At 69.2% G+C, this 15,774-nt stretch carries 15 protein-coding genes; 1 reads left to right on the top strand and 14 read right to left on the bottom strand.

Features of this window, described 5'->3' with window-relative positions; genetic code table 11:
• Nucleotides 1-75: 75 nt before the first annotated feature.
• From DXK32_RS06770 to DXK32_RS06715, 11 genes are all read right to left on the bottom strand, one after another.
• Complete coding sequence (locus tag DXK32_RS06770) at nt 76-333, bottom strand: hypothetical protein (protein WP_162801103.1); 258 nt, start codon at nt 331-333, stop codon at nt 76-78.
• An 11-nt stretch (nt 334-344) separates the two neighbouring features.
• Nucleotides 345-1,655 carry a flagellar hook protein FlgE gene (gene flgE / locus DXK32_RS06765; protein ID WP_114857809.1) on the bottom strand — a complete coding sequence of 437 codons (1,311 nt, stop codon included), beginning with the start codon at nt 1,653-1,655 and terminating at the stop codon, nt 345-347.
• A gap of 60 nt (nt 1,656-1,715) precedes the next feature.
• Nucleotides 1,716-2,375: a flagellar hook assembly protein FlgD gene (locus DXK32_RS06760; RefSeq protein WP_114857808.1), complete on the bottom strand. Its 660-nt coding sequence runs from the start codon at nt 2,373-2,375 to the stop codon at nt 1,716-1,718.
• 328 nt (nt 2,376-2,703) lie between these two features.
• The gene (gene argE, locus DXK32_RS06750; RefSeq protein WP_114857807.1) at nt 2,704-3,852 is read right to left on the bottom strand and encodes an acetylornithine deacetylase; all 1,149 of its coding nucleotides are present in this window, start codon (nt 3,850-3,852) and stop codon (nt 2,704-2,706) included.
• Nucleotides 3,853-3,962: 110 nt separating this feature from the next.
• A complete protein-coding gene (locus DXK32_RS06745) occupies nt 3,963-4,922 on the bottom strand; it encodes an agmatinase (RefSeq protein WP_014199764.1) in 960 nt (319 codons plus the stop codon).
• A gap of 38 nt (nt 4,923-4,960) precedes the next feature.
• Entirely contained in the window at nt 4,961-5,383 is a 423-nt protein-coding gene (locus DXK32_RS06740; protein WP_014199765.1) for a RidA family protein, read from the bottom strand.
• 112 nt (nt 5,384-5,495) lie between these two features.
• On the bottom strand, nt 5,496-7,616 hold the full coding sequence (locus DXK32_RS06735; protein ID WP_247877012.1) for a dipeptide ABC transporter ATP-binding protein: 2,121 nt from the start codon (nt 7,614-7,616) through the stop codon (nt 5,496-5,498).
• 4 nt (nt 7,617-7,620) lie between these two features.
• On the bottom strand, nt 7,621-8,484 hold the full coding sequence (locus DXK32_RS06730) for an ABC transporter permease (protein ID WP_247877011.1): 864 nt from the start codon (nt 8,482-8,484) through the stop codon (nt 7,621-7,623).
• Nucleotide 8,485: 1 nt separating this feature from the next.
• Nucleotides 8,486-9,442 carry an ABC transporter permease gene (locus DXK32_RS06725; protein WP_014199768.1) on the bottom strand — a complete coding sequence of 319 codons (957 nt, stop codon included), beginning with the start codon at nt 9,440-9,442 and terminating at the stop codon, nt 8,486-8,488.
• A gap of 67 nt (nt 9,443-9,509) precedes the next feature.
• A complete protein-coding gene (locus DXK32_RS06720) occupies nt 9,510-11,012 on the bottom strand; it encodes an ABC transporter substrate-binding protein (protein WP_114857804.1) in 1,503 nt (500 codons plus the stop codon).
• Nucleotides 11,013-11,334: 322 nt separating this feature from the next.
• Complete coding sequence (locus DXK32_RS06715) at nt 11,335-12,726, bottom strand: MmgE/PrpD family protein (protein ID WP_114857803.1); 1,392 nt, start codon at nt 12,724-12,726, stop codon at nt 11,335-11,337.
• A 166-nt stretch (nt 12,727-12,892) separates the two neighbouring features.
• On the opposite strand from DXK32_RS06715, the gene DXK32_RS06710 reads away from it, so the two are divergent.
• Nucleotides 12,893-13,849 (top strand): LysR family transcriptional regulator, encoded by a 957-nt coding sequence (locus DXK32_RS06710; RefSeq protein ID WP_247877010.1) that lies wholly within the window; start codon nt 12,893-12,895, stop codon nt 13,847-13,849.
• A 69-nt stretch (nt 13,850-13,918) separates the two neighbouring features.
• Here the strand turns inward: DXK32_RS06710 and DXK32_RS06705 are convergent, their stop codons facing one another.
• The 3 genes from DXK32_RS06705 to DXK32_RS06695 all read right to left on the bottom strand — a co-directional run bounded on the left by DXK32_RS06705 (nt 13,919) and on the right by DXK32_RS06695 (nt 15,765).
• On the bottom strand, nt 13,919-14,791 hold the full coding sequence (locus DXK32_RS06705) for a sigma-70 family RNA polymerase sigma factor (RefSeq protein WP_114857802.1): 873 nt from the start codon (nt 14,789-14,791) through the stop codon (nt 13,919-13,921).
• 48 nt (nt 14,792-14,839) lie between these two features.
• The gene (locus DXK32_RS06700; protein WP_114857801.1) at nt 14,840-15,175 is read right to left on the bottom strand and encodes an antibiotic biosynthesis monooxygenase family protein; all 336 of its coding nucleotides are present in this window, start codon (nt 15,173-15,175) and stop codon (nt 14,840-14,842) included.
• 170 nt (nt 15,176-15,345) lie between these two features.
• Nucleotides 15,346-15,765, bottom strand: coding sequence for a response regulator (locus DXK32_RS06695; protein ID WP_114857800.1), 420 nt, complete (start codon nt 15,763-15,765; stop codon nt 15,346-15,348).
• Between the last annotated feature and the right edge of the window lie 9 nt (nt 15,766-15,774).

Raw genomic sequence — 15,774 nt, 5'->3', positions numbered from 1 at the left:
CACCGGCCCTCCGGGCCACCCTCTCCCCAGAGGGGAGAGGGTTGGGAAGGGCGAATGCGGGCATCCTTGGAGGCGTCAGCCGCGCAGGGCGCCGGTGCGGCGGTAGGCGGTGGCGGCGCGCTGGGCGCAGCCGGTCTGGCGGATCGCCGCCTGCACCGCGGCCCGCGCCGTGGCGATGCGCGCCCGCAGGCCCAGCAGGTCGTCGATCAGCGCGAGGCGCTCCGCCGGGACCGGGACCGGCTGGGACCGGTGACGCTCCACCCGCCGGGCGAGGCGGCGCAGCTCGGCGTCCAGAGCGGCTTCGCCGTCGAGAAGCGGTTGCGGCGGGTGCATGGCCGTCACCGTCAGCGCTTCATGGCGATCAGCGTGTCCATCATGTCCTGCGAGGTCGTGATGACCTTGGAGGCGGCGGAATAGGCCTGCTGGGCGACGATCATGCGGCTGAACTCGTCGGTCAGCTCGACGGTGGAGCTTTCCAGAGCGCCCGCCGTCACCGTCCCGGCCTTGGCGTCGCCCGCCGTGCGGAGCTGGTACTGACCGGCCTCCGCCGTCTGGGTGAAGGTGGTGCCGGTGACGCTTTCCAGCCCGTCGGCGTTGGCGAAGGTGGCGATGGGGATCTGGTAGATCGCCCGCGTCTCGCCGTTGTCGAAGACGGCGCGGACGATGCCGTCCTTGCCGATGGTCGTGCCGGTCAGGGAGCCGGGCTTGTAGCCGTTCTGCGTCGTGGTCTCGACGCTGACCGAGGGCGTGCTGTCGCCCGACGCGTGCTGCGTCAGGCCGTTGTTGCTGTTGGCGGTGCCGAGGTTCAGCGCGACCGCGCTGCCGCCGGCCCCGGTGGTCCATCCGTCGACGGTGAAGGAGAGGGCGGACAGGTCGGCGGGGGTCGTCGTGCCGTCTGCGGCCACCGTGGCGGCGGAGGCCAGCGTGCCGTCGGTGTTGAAGGAGAGCTGGATGGGGAACCCCGCGATGGTGCCGGTGGTCCGGGTGGCGTCGGAGGACAGGACGGGGTCGGAGGCGTCCAGCTCCCACGTGTTCTCGCCGGTCTTGGTCCAGCTCAGGGTGATGGAGTGGCTGACGCCCAGGCTGTCGAACATCTCCATGTCGGTGGTGAAGCTGTCGCCGGTGTCCGCGTCCGAGGGCAGGTTGGCGTCGATGCCCATGGTCGAGGTCGCCTTGGGCGTGCCTTTGATGTTGGCGACGTTGACCGGGACGAGGCTGTCCACCGATCCCTTGTTGCCGGCGGCGACGGTGCCGTTGGCGTTCAGCGCCCAGCCGTAGAGATAGTAGCCCTCGCTGTTCGACAGGTAGCCCTGGGCGTCGGTGGAGAAGGAGCCGTTGCGGGTGAAGGCGACGGTGCCGTCCGCCGTCTCCTCCGACACCACGAAGAAGCCCTCGCCGTTGATCGCCATGTTGGTGGAGACCGACGAGGACTGGATCTCGCCCTGCGCGCTGATGTTGCGGTAGGTGGTGGCGAGCACGCCGCCGGTCTGCTCGTCGATGGTCGAGGTCTTGTTGATGTAGGAGTTGAAGTTCGTCCCGGTGCTCTTGAAGCCGGTCGTGCTGGAATTGGCGATGTTGCTGGAGATGGAGGCGAGCGCCTTGCTCTGCGCCATCAGGCCGGACGTGGCGCTGTACATCGCGCTGGTGATGCTCATCGTCGCACCTGTCGCAAGAAAGGGGAGAGGGCTGGGAGGAGGCCGGGAAGGGGCGGCGGCTCAGCTCAACGACAGCACGTCGTCGGCGGGCACGCTGACGCCGCCGATGCCCAGCGCCGCGCTGGTGCCGGAGGTGTCCACGGAGGTGACCGTGCCCTTGATCCGCGTCTCGGTGGCGACGGCGGCCTTGCTGGAGTCCAGCGCGGTGACGGTCAGGCTGTAGGTGCCCGACGTGTGGACCGCGCCGTCGCGCCCCGTGCCGTCCCAGGTGAAGGAATGGCTGCCCTGGCCGGTGGCGCCGCTGTCCTGGTAGACGATGGCCCCGTCCTCGTCGCGCACCGTCAGGGTGACCGACGCGGCCTCGCTGTTCAGCGAATATTCCCAGTTCGCCGCGCCGTTCTGCAGGGCGGTCGTGTCGCCCTCCGCCGTCACCGTCCGCCCGAGATAGCCCAGCGCCGAACTGCCGGTTCCCAGCGCCTGCACCGCCGAGGTCAGCTCGTCCAGCTTGTCGCTCATGGACATCTGCTGCTCCAGCGAGGAGAGCTGCACGAGCTGGCTGGTGTACTGGGCGGTGTCCACCGGGTTGGTCGGGTCCTGCACCTCAAGCTGCTTCAACAGCAGCGTCAGGAAGGACTGGTAGCTGCCGGCCAGCGAGGCCGAGGAGCTTTTGGCGGACGAGGTGGTCGTGACGGTCGAGGAGCTGAGCGAGTCAACCTGCATGGCGGCCTCCGGGATGCAGCCTCCCCGTCGCGGGAATCGGGGACTCCGCGTCCGTTTCGGCGTGATGATCCAGCGTGTGGTCCGGGAGGAGGCGCCGCAGGGCGGAGCGTTGTCCCGTTCTGTGGCTATCCACGGACGGGAACGGAAAAGCTGGCGGACTTTTTCGGCGAGGCTGAAAAAGAGGAGGGAAAGGGCCCAGCGGGGCGCACGGCGCTGTGCCGCCGCTGTTCCGTCGCACCATCGGCCCCGATCGTGCGACAGGGGAAAACGGAATCGTCGCTGTTTGGTTTGCTAAGTTTGGATCACGTCCGCCTTGCGGCGGGCGCGGTCAGGCCAGTCGGGCGAGCAACGCATCCAGCATGCGATCGCAGGCGGCCAGCTGGTCCTCGGCGACGAACTCGTCCGGCTTGTGGGCCTCGCCGATGCTGCCGGGGCCGCAGACGACGGTGGGAATGGACAGACGCCGCTGGAACAGCCCGCCCTCGGTGCCGAAGGAAATCTTGCCCAGGCTGTTGCCGCCGGTGAGCGCCTTGACGAAGGACACCACCTCCGCATCCTCGTCGGTGTCGAGGGCGGGGTAGCTGGACAGCTCCGTGATGTCCACGGCGGCGGCGGGGAAGGCGGTGCGCAGACGCTTCTCCATGGCCTCCGCCTCGGCGCGGACGGCGTCGAGCAGAGGGTCCACCGGGTCCTGCGGCAGGTGGCGGATCTCCATGTCGAGGCGGCACTGGTTGGGCACGATGTTCAGCGCGGTGCCACCCTGGATGACACCGGCGTGGATGGTGGTCCAGGGGACGTCGTAACCGGCGTCGCGCGCCCCCTCGGTCTGCACCCGCTCCTGAAGGCGGCGCAGGCCGGTGAGCATGTCGCAAGCCATGTGTATGGCGTTCAGCCCTTGCGGGGCGAGGCTCGAATGGCACTCGGCGCCCCGGCAGTCGATGCGCAGCGCCGTCTTGCCCTTGTGGGCGGTGACAACCTGCATCAGCGTGGGTTCGCCGACGATGCAGAAGCGCGGGCGGACCGGCAGGGCGGCCATCATGTCGATCAGGCGCCGCACGCCCAGGCACCCCACCTCCTCGTCGTAGGACAGCGCGAGATGAAGCGGCTGGCTGAGCGTCCGCCCGGAGGCCCGCTCGGCCAGGGCCATCGCCGCGGCGATGAAGCCCTTCATGTCGGCCGTGCCGCGGCCGTAGAGATTGCCGTCCCGGCGGGTCAGGCGGAAGGGATCGCAGGTCCAGGACTGCCCGTCCACCGGCACCACGTCGGTGTGGCCGGACAGCAGGATGCCCGGACGGTCGGCCGGGCCGACGCTGGCGAAGAGGTTGGCCTTGCGCCCGTCCTCGCTCGGCACCAGCCGCGTGGCGGCGCCGGCCGCCTCCAGCCGCTCCTTGGCCCACAGGATGAGGTCGAGGTTGCTGTCGCGGCTGACCGTGGGAAAGGCCACCAGCCGCTCCAGAATGTCCAGCGTCGCACCCATGGCGGGATGGTCCTTCTTCCTTGGTCGTCGATCGGCTTCGGCTTCTCCGCGCCGACGGGACGGAGGCGGCCGTCGGCCGGCCTCCCCCGTTTCTCGTCAGGCCGCTCCGCTCACTTGGCGTCGAAGTAGCCGGCCTGGATGGTCTTGCCGATCAGGTTGCAGATGATGCGGCCGGCGGTGATCGCGGTGATGCCGTTCACGTCCTTCTTGGGCGTGATTTCCACGATGTCCATGCCGACCACACGGCCCTTCTTCACCAGACCGTGGATCAGCGTGCGGATCTGGGGGTAGGTCACGCCGCCCGGCGCCGGGCCGTTGACGGCCGGCATGATGGTCGGGTCCATGCCGTCGGCGTCGATGGTCAGGTAGTAGCGCCCGCCGTCGGGAATGCGGTCGAGCACCGCCTTCATGCCGACGTCCTGCAGCTCCACGTCGGGGATCAGCACGGCGCCGTAGGCCTGGGCCGCCTCGACCTCCTCCGGCCGGGCGCTGCCGGCGGAACGCAGGCCGATCTGGAAGATCTGGCCGACATGGTCCATCTCCGCGGCGCGGCGGATCGGGCTGGAATAGCCGCCGCGGGCGCCGTTCACATGGTCGCGCCAGTCGAGGTGCGCGTCGATGTGCACGAGCGTGATCGGGCCTTGGTCGTCGTAGGCGCGCAGCACCGGGATCGGGATGCCGTGGTCGCCGCCGATGATGATCGGCAGCATGCCCTTGGCGAGCATCGCCCGCACCACCGCCTCGGCGTTGCGGTAATGCAGGTCGAGGTCGCGCGGGTTCGCCTTCACGTCGCCGCAGTCCACGACCTTGATGTCCTTCCCGCCGAGCAGCGGACCGCCGATGTCGAAGTCCCAGCGCTCCAGCTGGCGCAGCGCCCGTTCGGTGTAGCGGCGGACCCAGGTGGGGGCGTTGGTCTGGTCGTTGGTCACCTCGTCGATCGAGTAGGGATCGCCGTAGGGGATGCCGAGGATGCCGATGTGGCCGTCGAGCTGGTCGAGATCCGTGCAGATGGGGAAGTCGAGGAAGCTCTGCAGTTCGCGGCGCGGCGGGTTGGTCAGGGTGCTGCTCATGGCGGGCGTTCCAGGTTTCTTCTGTGGGATGCGGGAAATCAGGGAGCGTCGGGGATCACGGCAATGGCGTCGACCTCGACCACCCACTCCGGCCGCGCCAGGGCGCTGACGACGATGCCGGTGGAGACGGGATGGACGCCCTTCAGCCACTTGCCGATGGTGCGGTAGACCGGCTCGCGGTAGCGCGGGTCGGTGATGTAGACGGTGATCTTGCAGATGTGCTCCATCTTCGCGCCGGCCTCGTCCAGCAGCATCTTGATGTTGCTCATGGCCTGCTCGGTCTGGCCGGCGGCGTCGCCGATGGCCACGCTCTCGCTGGTGTCGAGGTTCTGGCCGATCTGGCCGCGCACGAAGACCATCGCGCCGCGGGCCACGACCGTCTGGCAGAGGTCGTTGTCCAGCGCCTGCTCGGGATAGGTCTTCTTGGTGTTGAACTTGCGGATGCGGGTGTGGGTGGTCATGGGTCGGTTCTCTCTTGGGTGAGGGGTGGCGCCGGGCATGGGGAGGGCGTATCCGGGAGGCCGAAGCCGTCCCGGTCGTCACGCTGCCCGGAAAGGGTTGCGGATCAGACGGTCAGTGCAGGGCCGCCAGCTCGGGGAAGACCGACGCCCGTTCCGCCAGCTCGGCCAGCGGGATGTGGCAGGCGATGCGGTGGCCGTCGGTTGCCGTCTGCACCGGCGGCGCGCGCTCGTCGCAGATGGTGCCGAGCTTGCGCGGGCAGCGGCCGCGGAAGGCGCAGCCCCCGCCGCCGGGCGGTGCCGTGGAATCCTCCAGCAGGATGCGCTCCGGCTCCGGCCCGTCCTCCGCCCCGCTCAGCCGCGGCACGGCCGACAGCAGCGCTTCGGTGTAGGGGTGGTAGGGCGGGCGCAGGACCCGTCCGATCGGACCCTCCTCGCAAATCGTGCCGCCATAGACGACCAGCACGCGGTCGGCGATGTGCGACACCACGGCGATGTCGTGGGTGATGAACAGGTAGGACAGCCCCAACTCGTCCCGCAGGTCGGCGAGCAGGTTGAGGATGTTCGCCTGCACCGAGACGTCGAGCGCCGACACCGCCTCGTCGCAGACGACGAATTCCGGGTCGGTGGCCAGGGCGCGGGCGATGTTCACGCGCTGGCGCTCGCCGCCGCTCAGCTCGTGCGGGTAGCGGTCGGCGTAGGCGGCGGGCAGGCCGACGCGGGTCAGCAGGGCCGCGATCATCTCCCGGCGCTCCGCCTCGCCCTGGCGGCCGGCGAGGACGAGCGGGCGCTCCATGGCCGCCCCCACCGTCTTGCGCGGGTTGAGCGAGGCGGCGGAATTCTGGAAGACCAGCTGGGCGCGGCGGCGCAGGTCGCGGTCGCCCTCCTTGGCCTGCTTGACGAAGTCGGCGCCGTCGAACAGCACCGTGCCGGCGGTCGGCTCGATCAGGGCCAGCAGCGAGCGGCCGATCGTGCTCTTGCCGCTGCCGCTTTCGCCGACCACGCCCAGCACCTCGCCGCGCTGGATGGTGAAGGAGACGTCGTCGACCGCCACCGTGCCGTCGCGGCGCAGCCACGGCAGGATCGACCGGCGCTCGCCGAAGACCTTGCGCAGCGCATCGACCTGCACCAGCGGGGCGGTGCGGGCCGGCGGCGTCGCCGGCGGCCGGGACGCGGTCGACTCCTCCGGCCACGGGGTGCCGGACAGGGCCTCGGCCTTCCAGCAGCGCACGCTGTTGCCGGCGGCGTCTCCGCGCAGCGCCTGGGGCAGGCGGCGGCAGGTCTCCTCGGCGAACGGACAGCGCGGCGCGAAGACGCAGGAGTCGGGAGGACCCGACAGCTTGCTGACCGTGCCGGGGATCGAGGACAGGCGGTGCCGGCGGTCCGTGGTGATGCGCGGCAGCGCCGCCACCAGACCCTTGGTGTAGGGATGGACCGGCCGGGCCAGCACGTCGCGGGTGCGCCCGGTCTCCACGACCTCGCTGCCGTAGAGGACGCAGACCGAATTGCAGATGCGGTTGACGATGCCGAGGTTGTGGGAGACGAACAAGGCGCTCAGATGGTGGCTCTCGCACAGGCCGGCGAGCAGCTCGATGATCCGCGCCTCGACCGTGACGTCGAGCGCCGTCGTCGGCTCGTCGAGGATCAGCAGCTTGGGGTCACAGCCGAGCGCGGTGGCGATCAGCACGCGCTGCTGCATGCCGCCCGACAGCTGGTGCGGGTAGGACTGCGCGATGCGCCGCGGTTCGCGGATGCCGACCTCGGCCAGCAGCTCCTCAACCCGTGGTGCTGCCTGCCGGGGGGTGAAGCCCTTGTGCTGGACCAGCGGCTCGGCGATCTGCCGCCCGACGGTCAGCGCCGGGTTCAGCGAGGTGAAGGGGTCCTGGAAGACGGCGGCGATGCGGTCGCCGCGCAAGCTCCGGCGCTGCCCGGCGGACAGGCGGCGCAGGTCGGTCCCCTCGAACAGGATCTCGCCGCCGTCGATGCGCCCGGCCTCGCCCAGCAGGTCGAGGATGGCCATGGCGACGGTGCTCTTGCCCGAGCCGGACTCGCCGACCAGCCCCATGACCTCGCCCGGCCGGATCGCGAAGCTGACGTCGCTGGCGGCGCGCAGCGTGCCGCGCGGGCTGGCGTAGTTGATGGTGAGGTTGCGCACCTCCAGCAGGGCGGACATGGCGGCGGTCGCGGGGGTCGGATCGGGGGACGCGGCGGCGGAAAGGGGCACGAGAGCGGTCATGGAGTCAGTGTCCTCCCGTGTTGCGGGGGTCCAGCACGGCGCGCAGTCCATCGCCCAGCAGGTTGATGCCGATCACGGTGATGCCCATGGCGAGGCCGGGGCACAGCGCGATCCACGGCGCCTGCTCGACGAAGGGCCGGGCCTCGCTGATCATCAGGCCCCAGTCGGAGGAGGGCGGCTGGGCGCCCATGCCGATGAAGCTGAGGGCGGCGCCCAGCAGGATGGCGAAGACGACGCGCAGGCTGGACTCGACCGCCAGCGGCGGCCAGATGTTCGGCAGGATCTCGTGGAACAGGATGTAGGCGGTGCTCTCGCCGCGCAGCCGGGCGGCGGTGATGAACTCCTCCTGCATCAGCTCCAGGGTGATGGCGCGGGTCAGGCGGACCACCTGCGGCACGTAGACGATGCCGATGGCGACGACCGCCTTCCACAGGGCCGGCGGCGTGACCGCCAGGACGAGGATGCCCAGCAGGATGGGCGGGAAGGACATCAGCACGTCCATGCAGCGCATGATGATCTCGTCGGTCCGGCCCCGGCCGTAGCCGGCGACCAGCCCCAGCGGCACGCCGACGAGCAGGCTGATGGCGGTGGCGGCGACGCCCATGACCAGCGAGTTGGTCGTGCCGACGAGGGTGCGGCTGAACACGTCGCGGCCGTACTCGTCGGTGCCGAACCAGAAGTCCGGCCCCGGCGGCTGCAGCCGGCTCATGATGTTCATCTCGTCGTAGGGGTAGGGGGCCAGCCAGGGGCCGGCCACGGCGACCACCAGCAGCGGCGCCAGCAGGGCGATCCCGAGGACGAGCGAGGTGGGCCAGCGCTTCGGCGCGGAGCGGGAGGACGCTGCGCGGGTTGGGCTCGCGGCGGTCATGTCAGGCGTTCCCCATGCCATGGCGGATCTTCGGGTTGACGAACGCGTAGAGCAGGTCGGCCGCCAGGTTCGCCAGGCAGTAGGCCGTCGAGATGATCAGGATGGTCGCCTGGATCAGCGGCAGGTCGTGGCGCTGGATGGCGAACAGCAGCAGCCGGCCCATGCCGGGGAAGGAGAAGACCGTCTCGATCACCACGACGCCGCCGAGGATCAGGCCGAAGTCGATGGCGAGCACGGTGATGGTCGGCAGCAGCGCGTTGCGCAGGGCGTGGCGGACGATCACCACCTTCTCCGGCAGGCCCTTGGCGCGGGCGTACTTCACGTAGTTGGTCTGCAGGACGTCGATCATGCTGGAGCGGGTCAGCCGCGCGATGCGGGCGATCAGCATCAGCACCAGCGTGACGACCGGCAGGACCAGATGCGACGCCCAGGGCACGAAGCCGTCGGCGAGCGGCGCGTAGCCGCCGGTCGGCAGCCATTTCAGGTAGCTGCCGAAGATCAGAACCAGGACAATGGCCCAGAAGAAGTCGGGAACGGCGATGCCGAGATAGGACACGCCCGAGACCATTTGGTCGGCCATCCGCCCGCGGCGCACCGCGGCCAGGACGCCGGCGCCGATGCCGATCACCGTCACCACCGCCAGGGCGACCACCGCCAGGACCAGGGACCGGCTCAGCGCCTCCATCAGGATGGGTGCCACCGGCTGCTCCAGCACCAGCGAGCGGCCGAGATCGCCCTGCAGGATGCCGGCGGCCCAGCGGCCGTACTGCACGATCAGGGGCTGGTCGAGGCCGAGCTTGACCGTGATGGCGTCGATCACCTCCTTCGAGGCGAACTGTCCGGCGATCATCGACGCGACGTCGCCCGGCATCGCCTGCGTCACCAGGAAGACGAGGATCGACATGACGACCAGCACCATCGCCAGGTAGGCCAGCCGGGTGAGTGTGTAGAGGAGCATGGAGAGAGCTTCCCTTGGCCCGGGGTCGTCGGGAGCGCGGCGGGCGCTCCCGACGCCGTCGACGGCGCTACTGGCCGACCGAAACGTTGCGCAGGTCGAGGAACATCATCGGGTGGGAGGTGAAGCCCTGCACCCGCGCGCTCACGCCGTTGACGTGGTTGATGACGTAGGGGATGACGCCGGGGGCGTCCTGGACGGCCAGCGCCTGCACCTCGCCATAGAGCTTCTTGGCCTCCTCCTCGCTGGACGCCTGACGGGCGCCGTCGAGCAGCTTGTCCATCGCCGGGTTGCTGTAGTTCCACAGCGCGGCGTTCCACGACCCGCGCGAGTGGTACCAGGGGTAGACCGAGGTATCGATCGTCGGGCGGCTGAAGAAGCCGTCGATGTAGAAGCCCGCCTTGCCCTCGATGTCCTTCAGGAAGACGTCGAAGGGCACGCGCTGCACGTTGACGGTGATGCCCGCCGGCTTCAGCAGCTCGCGGACCGCCAGCCCCAGACGCTCGCGGGTGGCGCGGCCGGCCGGGGTGTAGAGGGTGACCTCGAAGCCGTTGGGATAGCCGGCCTCGGCCAGCATCTTCTTCGCGGCGGCCGGGTCGCCCTTGGCGATCGGCAGATCCTTATTGAAGTAGGGATGGCTCGGCGGGATCGGCGAATGGGTCGGCGTGCCGTAGCCGAACAGGGCGATCTGGGTGATCGCCTGCTTGTCCAGCGCGGTCGCCACGGCGCGGCGGACGCGCACGTCGTCGAACGGCTTGGTCGTGCCGTTCATGATCACGCCGTCCCAGGTTGAGGTCGGCACGGCTTCGGCCTTCAGGTTGGACGTCGCCTTGACCTTGTCCACCGCCTCCGGCGGCAGGTTCCAGGCGAGGTCCAGCTCACCCGTGGTCAGCGCCGCCACCTGGCTGGCCGTCTCGGGCAGGATGCGGATCACCACCTCGTCCAGCTTCGGCAGGCCGGCCTCGAAATAGGTCGGGTTGCGCTTCACCACCATGCGGTCGCCGGGCGCGAAGGAGACGAACTGGAAGGGGCCGGTGCCGACCGGGTTGGAGGCCAGCGTGTCGAGGGCGTCGCGCGGCACGATGCGGGCCTGACGCTCGCCGAACAGCTCCGCGAAGCCGGAGTAGGGGGACTTCAGCGTGAATTCCACCGTGTGGGAATCCACCGCCTTCATCGACTCCACGATCTCGAAGTTCACGCGGGCGGTGGAGCCGGTCGCCTTGTCCTGGATGCGGGTGATGGTGGCGAGAACGTCCTCGGCGTCCATCTCGCGGCCGCTGTGGAACTTCACGCCCTTCTTCAGGAAGAAGGTCCAGGTCTTGAGGTCGGCGCTGTGCTCCCAGCGCTCGGCGAGGTCCGGCTTCAGCGTCATGTCGGCGGCGATCGCCGTCAGGCCGTTGAAGAGGAGGTAGGCGGCCACATACTCCTGGCCGCCCTTCATCTTGGCGGGGTCGAGGGTGTTCAGGTTCGAATCCACCGCCACCTTGAGCGTGCCGGCGGCCTGCGCGGCCAGCGCCGTGCCGGAGAGGAGGAAAGCCGAGAGCACAGCCCGTGCCACCAACCGTTTCACCATGATGAAGCCTCTCTGCTTGCGGGGTCCGTTGTGGACCTTGGTTCCTGTCGCCTCGACGCTCTCACAGACGTGTCATGAACGGAACGACCGAGGACGCGCCGTCCGGTGGGTCATGGTGTGCCTAAAAAATACTCATTTTTGCGGATGCGAGCGGGATGCCCGATTTTCGACCACAGACAAAGTCCGGATTTCTTCGTCGGGATTTGGTTCGTCCCACCGATAATCATGCCTAAAAATTAGGCTCATTCATCGGCCCCTGTCCCGTACCATGAATGTTTTTTGTCGGCACCATGAACGCATTCGTATGATATCGGAGCGCGGATCAGTCCGCGCCGCCGTCCAGCAACCCATCCAGGCCGGGCAGGGCGTCGATCGCCGACAGCCGCCGGTGGAGCCGTTGCGCCGCCGTGGGGCCGATGGCGCGGCCGGCGCAGGCAAGGAACTTCGTGGTGTGGGCCTCCATCGACAGGGGGCGGGCGACGGTGCCGCGCGCCGAGGCGCAGAAGCGGCGGACGCTCTGCCCCGTGCGGGTCTCCACCGTCACGTCAGCGCCCTCCGGAGCCAGCCGCGCCCGGTCGGGATCGGCGTTCCAGCCGGGATCGGACCGCAGGCTCACACGCTCCATGGCCGCGCGCAGGCGGGGGTCGGACAGCGTCGGTCCGCTCAGATGATCCAGCGTCAGGTCGCCATGCAGCATCACGCAGGCCACCGCGAAGGGCAGGCTGAAGCGGGCTTCGCCGGGAGTGGCGGGGCGGTCGTAGGTGAGGTTGGCGGCCACCACCGGGGGCACGACGCAGCGCACCGCCACGATGTCCGACGGGTCCAGCCGGTGCTCCGCCATCAGGTCGCGCACCGCGTCGGCCGCGGCGTGCGAGGACAGGCAGACCGGATAGGCCTTGGTGTCGATGCCGGGGTCGAGCAGGTGCCACCGCCGGCCCAGGGCGTCCAGCGCCGTGATGTCGAACCGGCCCTGCGCCACCAGCCGGGCGAAGCCGCGCGGGTCCTCGACCACGCCGTGCGGCACCGCCCCGCCGCGCATCGCCAGCCGCGCCGCGCGCAGCCCGTTCGCGGCGGCCTGGGCGGCCAGCAGCGGCTTGGCGCTTGTGCCGAAGCAGGCCCGCAGGCCGCCGGCCCCGCAAAGCGCGAATGCGATGGTGTCGGCGGCCCGGTCGCCGTCCAGCCGGAGGGCTTTGGCCGCGGCCGCCGCGGCTCCGACGGTGCCGAACAGCGCGGTGGTCCACCAGCCGGCTTCGTACACGCCGTTGCCGAGCGCGATGGCCAGCGCGTATTCCGCCTCCGACCCGGCCACCACCGCGGTCAGCAGATCGGCCCCCGTCCCGCCGGCGGCCTCCACCGCGGCCAGGGCGGTCGGCACCACCACGGCGGAACCGTGGACGAAGCCGGCGTAGCAATTGTCGTCGAAATCCAGCGCGTGGGCGGCGGCGGTGTTCGCGAAGGCGGCCCCCTCGGCGCACAGCCGCCCGCCCCCCAGCAGGGTGCACGGACCGGGGGCGTAAATGTCCAGCGCCTCCTCCCGCGCCATGCGGGCGGCGTCGGCACCGGCCAGCGCCACGCCCAGCGTGTCTATGATGCAGCCCCGGCCGACCGTGGCGACCTCCTCGGGAATGCCGCCCCGGTCCAGACCGGCCAGCCAATGGCCGATGAGCCGGGCGGCGGGTGGGGAGGAAGGAGGTGCGGCGGGAGAGGCGGTCATGGCGGAACCTCGCGCGAACGGTGGCGGACGATCCGGCGAGGCTGCCAGCGACCCTCGTCCTCCGTCAGGCCAAGAAAGAACTTTCATGATCGGGATGAATTGGATTCATAATGCGGCGCCCCTCGCGCACCACCGCGCCTACCGACCGACGGAACCCACCACCCCCATGCGCCACCGCGACTTCGACCTGGATTCCCTGGAGGTGTTCGTGACGGTGGCGGAGCTGGGCAACATGACCCGCGCGGCGGGCCAGCTGGGGCTGACCCAGTCGGCCGTGTCGCACGTGGTGCGTCAACTGGAAACCGCCTTCGCCACCCAGCTGTTCGACCGGAGCATCCGGCCGATGGCGCTGACCGCCTCCGGCCACCGGCTGTGGCACTGGAGCAAACGGATCCTCGGCGACGCCCGTCAGTTGCCGGCGGTGATCGGCGGCAAGGACACGCTCTTCGTGCCGGAACTGCGGCTCGGCTGCATCGACACGCTGGCCGCCCCCTTCATGCCGCGGCTGCTCCAGCAACTGCGCGACAGCGTGCCGTCCTTCAGCATCGCGGCGGGGCTCAGCCGCCAGCTGCGGGAGCAGTTCATGGCCCGGCGCCTGGACGTCATCTTCACCAACGAATCCTTCGACGACCTGGATCAGGTGGACAGCTTCCGGCTGCTCAGCGAGCCCTTCGTGCTTCTGGTGCCCCGCAGTGCGCCGGACGTCGCCGACGAGGCCGGGCTGCGCGCGCTCTCGCAGGCTTTGCCGCTGATCCGCAACACGGTGGACAGCAGCCTGGGCCGGATGGTGGACCAGCACCTGCGCCGGCTGGGCATGGAGATCCCGCGCAGCTTCGCCTTCGACGCCGTCGACACCATGATGGCCATGGTGGCTGAAGAGATGGGGTGGAGCCTGCTGCCGCCGACCGCGCTGGTGAAAAGCCGCCAGCATCTGGGGCGCCTGAAGGTGCTGCCTTTCCCGGCGGCCAGCTTCCGCCGGTCCGTTTTCGTGGTCGCCCGCAAGGGCGAACTGGGGTCGCTGCCGGCACGCATCAACAAGGCCGGCCGCGCCATCCTCACCCAGGGCTATTTCACGGACGTGTTCGCCTCGTCGCCCTGGCTGAAGCCGATGATCAGCCGCTGACGACGGGCGTCCCCATGGTCCGAGCGACCGTGGAGCGCCACGGATCGGCGGGGTCGTCGGCAGGGCCATCTATTGCACCGAAACACCGTCCACGCGCCGCAGCTTGTCGGGGTTCCTGGTGATGTAGAGCGCGACGATCCTTCCCTGCTCGATCTGCAGGGCGGTGGTCTGCACGATCCCGCCGCCTTCGATGGAAATGAAGCCGGCGAGCCCGTCGATGACGGCGTAGCGGATGAGAAGCGATGGCGCCTGCTTGAACTCCTGCGCGAGCTGAAGGTGTCGCGCCATCACCTCGCCTATTCCGATCAGCGGACGCTGCGAGGCCGGCACCTTGCCGCCGCCGTCCGCGCTGGCGGTCACGTCATCGGCGAGAAGCCGGCGCAGCCGCTCCATGTCGCCTTCGCGCGACGCGGTGAAGAAGGCGGCGGCGATCTCCAGCCCTTGTTCCTTCGTCACCGTGAAGCGTGGGCGGGCCGCCTGAATGTGGTCACGCGCCCGGCTGGCCAGTTTGCGGCAGGCCGCCGTTTCACGGCCGATGGCGGTGGCGACATCGTCGAACCCCATGCCGAACACGTCGTGGAGCAGAAAGGCGGCCCGCTCCAACGGGGACAGACGCTCCAGCGCGATCATCAAGGGAAGCGTGATGTCGTCGATGGCGTCGGTTTCCCCGGCGTCAACGATCGGTTCCGGCAGCCATGGTCCGATGTAGGTTTCGCGCCGGCGCCGTGCCGATTTCAGTTCGTTCAGGCAGAGGCGCGTGACGATGGTGTGCAGCAAGGCCGCCGGTTGCCGGACCGTCTCACGGTCGGTCGCCAGCCAGCGGAGATAGGCGTCCTGAACGACGTCCTCGGCATCGGCCACCGACCCGAGCATCCGGTAGGCGAGGCGGATGAGGCGGGGGCGGATGTCGGCGAATGAAGGGTCGGTCGGCGTGTCGTTCATGACCCTGCGGCCTCATCATGCCATCATCATGCCATCGTCATGCTTTCCTCAGGCCGCGTGAACGGCGCTGACCGTATAAAGGCTGGGCGCGACCGATTTTGCGAGACCCGCGAACATCTTCAGTTGCTCCTGCGTCTCGGGCTTCCTCATGAAACCCTCGAAATGCTCCCTGGAGGCCCACTGGGCGTAGTTGACGACCGTCTTGCCGTCGAGGCTGCTGTGGATGCAGACCGACAGGAAGCCGGGCTGGTGGCGGATGGTGCTCTCGGTCGCCTCCGACAGCGCCTTCGCCAGGTCGGCCTGCGTCTCCGGCTCGACCCCATAAACGTTTATCAGCGTCAGGCACGGGGACCGGGAATCAATCGTCGCTGTGTGCTTGGCCATCGTCGTCTCCCTTGAAAATGCAGCCACGGGGGAAATGACAACGCCCACCCCCGGACTGTGACATGCGGGGCGAAAAAACAAAAACGCGGGGCGTTTATCGGCTCATGGCTTGAGAGCGACGGTTTCTCCGGTCGCGTCAGGGTGTTTCCAATGACGGAAGCGGGCTGGTTTCAGGTCAGCCATTGCGTCATGCCGACGTTGCTGGACACCACCGCGTCGATGCTGTCGCGCAGCTTGGCGAGACTGATCGGCTTCACCAGATAGCCGTTGACGTTGTGCTCCTTGGCGAAGCGCACGGTGCTGAGGTCGGCGTCGCCGGTCAGGAAGATCACCGGGGTCTTGTCCACGTCCTTCACCTTGATCCCGCGCACGCCCTGGAGGAACTGCTTGCCGTTCATCGGCGCCATGTGGATGTCGCAGAAGACGATGTCCGGGCGTGTGCGCACCACCTCCATCAGCCCGTCCTTGCCGTTCGAGGATTCCAGGATCGAGCGGACCCCGATCTCCTTCAGCACCTTGCGGATCAGGCCGCGGGTGAAGTTGTCGTCTTCGACGACCAGGATGCTCAGCTTCGCGTAATCTACCGCCATAATGGGCTA

This window comes from Azospirillum brasilense, from assembly GCF_003349955.1.
Taxonomy (GTDB): Bacteria; Pseudomonadota; Alphaproteobacteria; order Azospirillales; family Azospirillaceae; genus Azospirillum; species Azospirillum brasilense_B.
Note: the sequence above shows the minus strand (reverse complement) of the source record. Positions and strands in the feature narration are given on the sequence as shown.

What these genes read in the sequence shown, in the direction of transcription:
- DXK32_RS06770 (WP_162801103.1), bottom strand. Translation starts at nt 333, where the DNA reads ATGCACCCGCCGCAACCGCTTCTCGACGGCGAAGCCGCTCTGGACGCC.
- flgE (WP_114857809.1), bottom strand. Translation starts at nt 1,655, where the DNA reads ATGAGCATCACCAGCGCGATGTACAGCGCCACGTCCGGCCTGATGGCG.
- DXK32_RS06760 (WP_114857808.1), bottom strand. Translation starts at nt 2,375, where the DNA reads ATGCAGGTTGACTCGCTCAGCTCCTCGACCGTCACGACCACCTCGTCC.
- argE (WP_114857807.1), bottom strand. Translation starts at nt 3,852, where the DNA reads ATGGGTGCGACGCTGGACATTCTGGAGCGGCTGGTGGCCTTTCCCACG.
- DXK32_RS06745 (WP_014199764.1), bottom strand. Translation starts at nt 4,922, where the DNA reads ATGAGCAGCACCCTGACCAACCCGCCGCGCCGCGAACTGCAGAGCTTC.
- DXK32_RS06740 (WP_014199765.1), bottom strand. Translation starts at nt 5,383, where the DNA reads ATGACCACCCACACCCGCATCCGCAAGTTCAACACCAAGAAGACCTAT.
- DXK32_RS06735 (WP_247877012.1), bottom strand. Translation starts at nt 7,616, where the DNA reads ATGACCGCTCTCGTGCCCCTTTCCGCCGCCGCGTCCCCCGATCCGACC.
- DXK32_RS06730 (WP_247877011.1), bottom strand. Translation starts at nt 8,484, where the DNA reads ATGACCGCCGCGAGCCCAACCCGCGCAGCGTCCTCCCGCTCCGCGCCG.
- DXK32_RS06725 (WP_014199768.1), bottom strand. Translation starts at nt 9,442, where the DNA reads ATGCTCCTCTACACACTCACCCGGCTGGCCTACCTGGCGATGGTGCTG.
- DXK32_RS06720 (WP_114857804.1), bottom strand. Translation starts at nt 11,012, where the DNA reads ATGGTGAAACGGTTGGTGGCACGGGCTGTGCTCTCGGCTTTCCTCCTC.
- DXK32_RS06715 (WP_114857803.1), bottom strand. Translation starts at nt 12,726, where the DNA reads ATGACCGCCTCTCCCGCCGCACCTCCTTCCTCCCCACCCGCCGCCCGG.
- DXK32_RS06710 (WP_247877010.1), top strand. Translation starts at nt 12,893, where the DNA reads ATGCGCCACCGCGACTTCGACCTGGATTCCCTGGAGGTGTTCGTGACG.
- DXK32_RS06705 (WP_114857802.1), bottom strand. Translation starts at nt 14,791, where the DNA reads ATGAACGACACGCCGACCGACCCTTCATTCGCCGACATCCGCCCCCGC.
- DXK32_RS06700 (WP_114857801.1), bottom strand. Translation starts at nt 15,175, where the DNA reads ATGGCCAAGCACACAGCGACGATTGATTCCCGGTCCCCGTGCCTGACG.
- DXK32_RS06695 (WP_114857800.1), bottom strand. Translation starts at nt 15,765, where the DNA reads ATGGCGGTAGATTACGCGAAGCTGAGCATCCTGGTCGTCGAAGACGAC.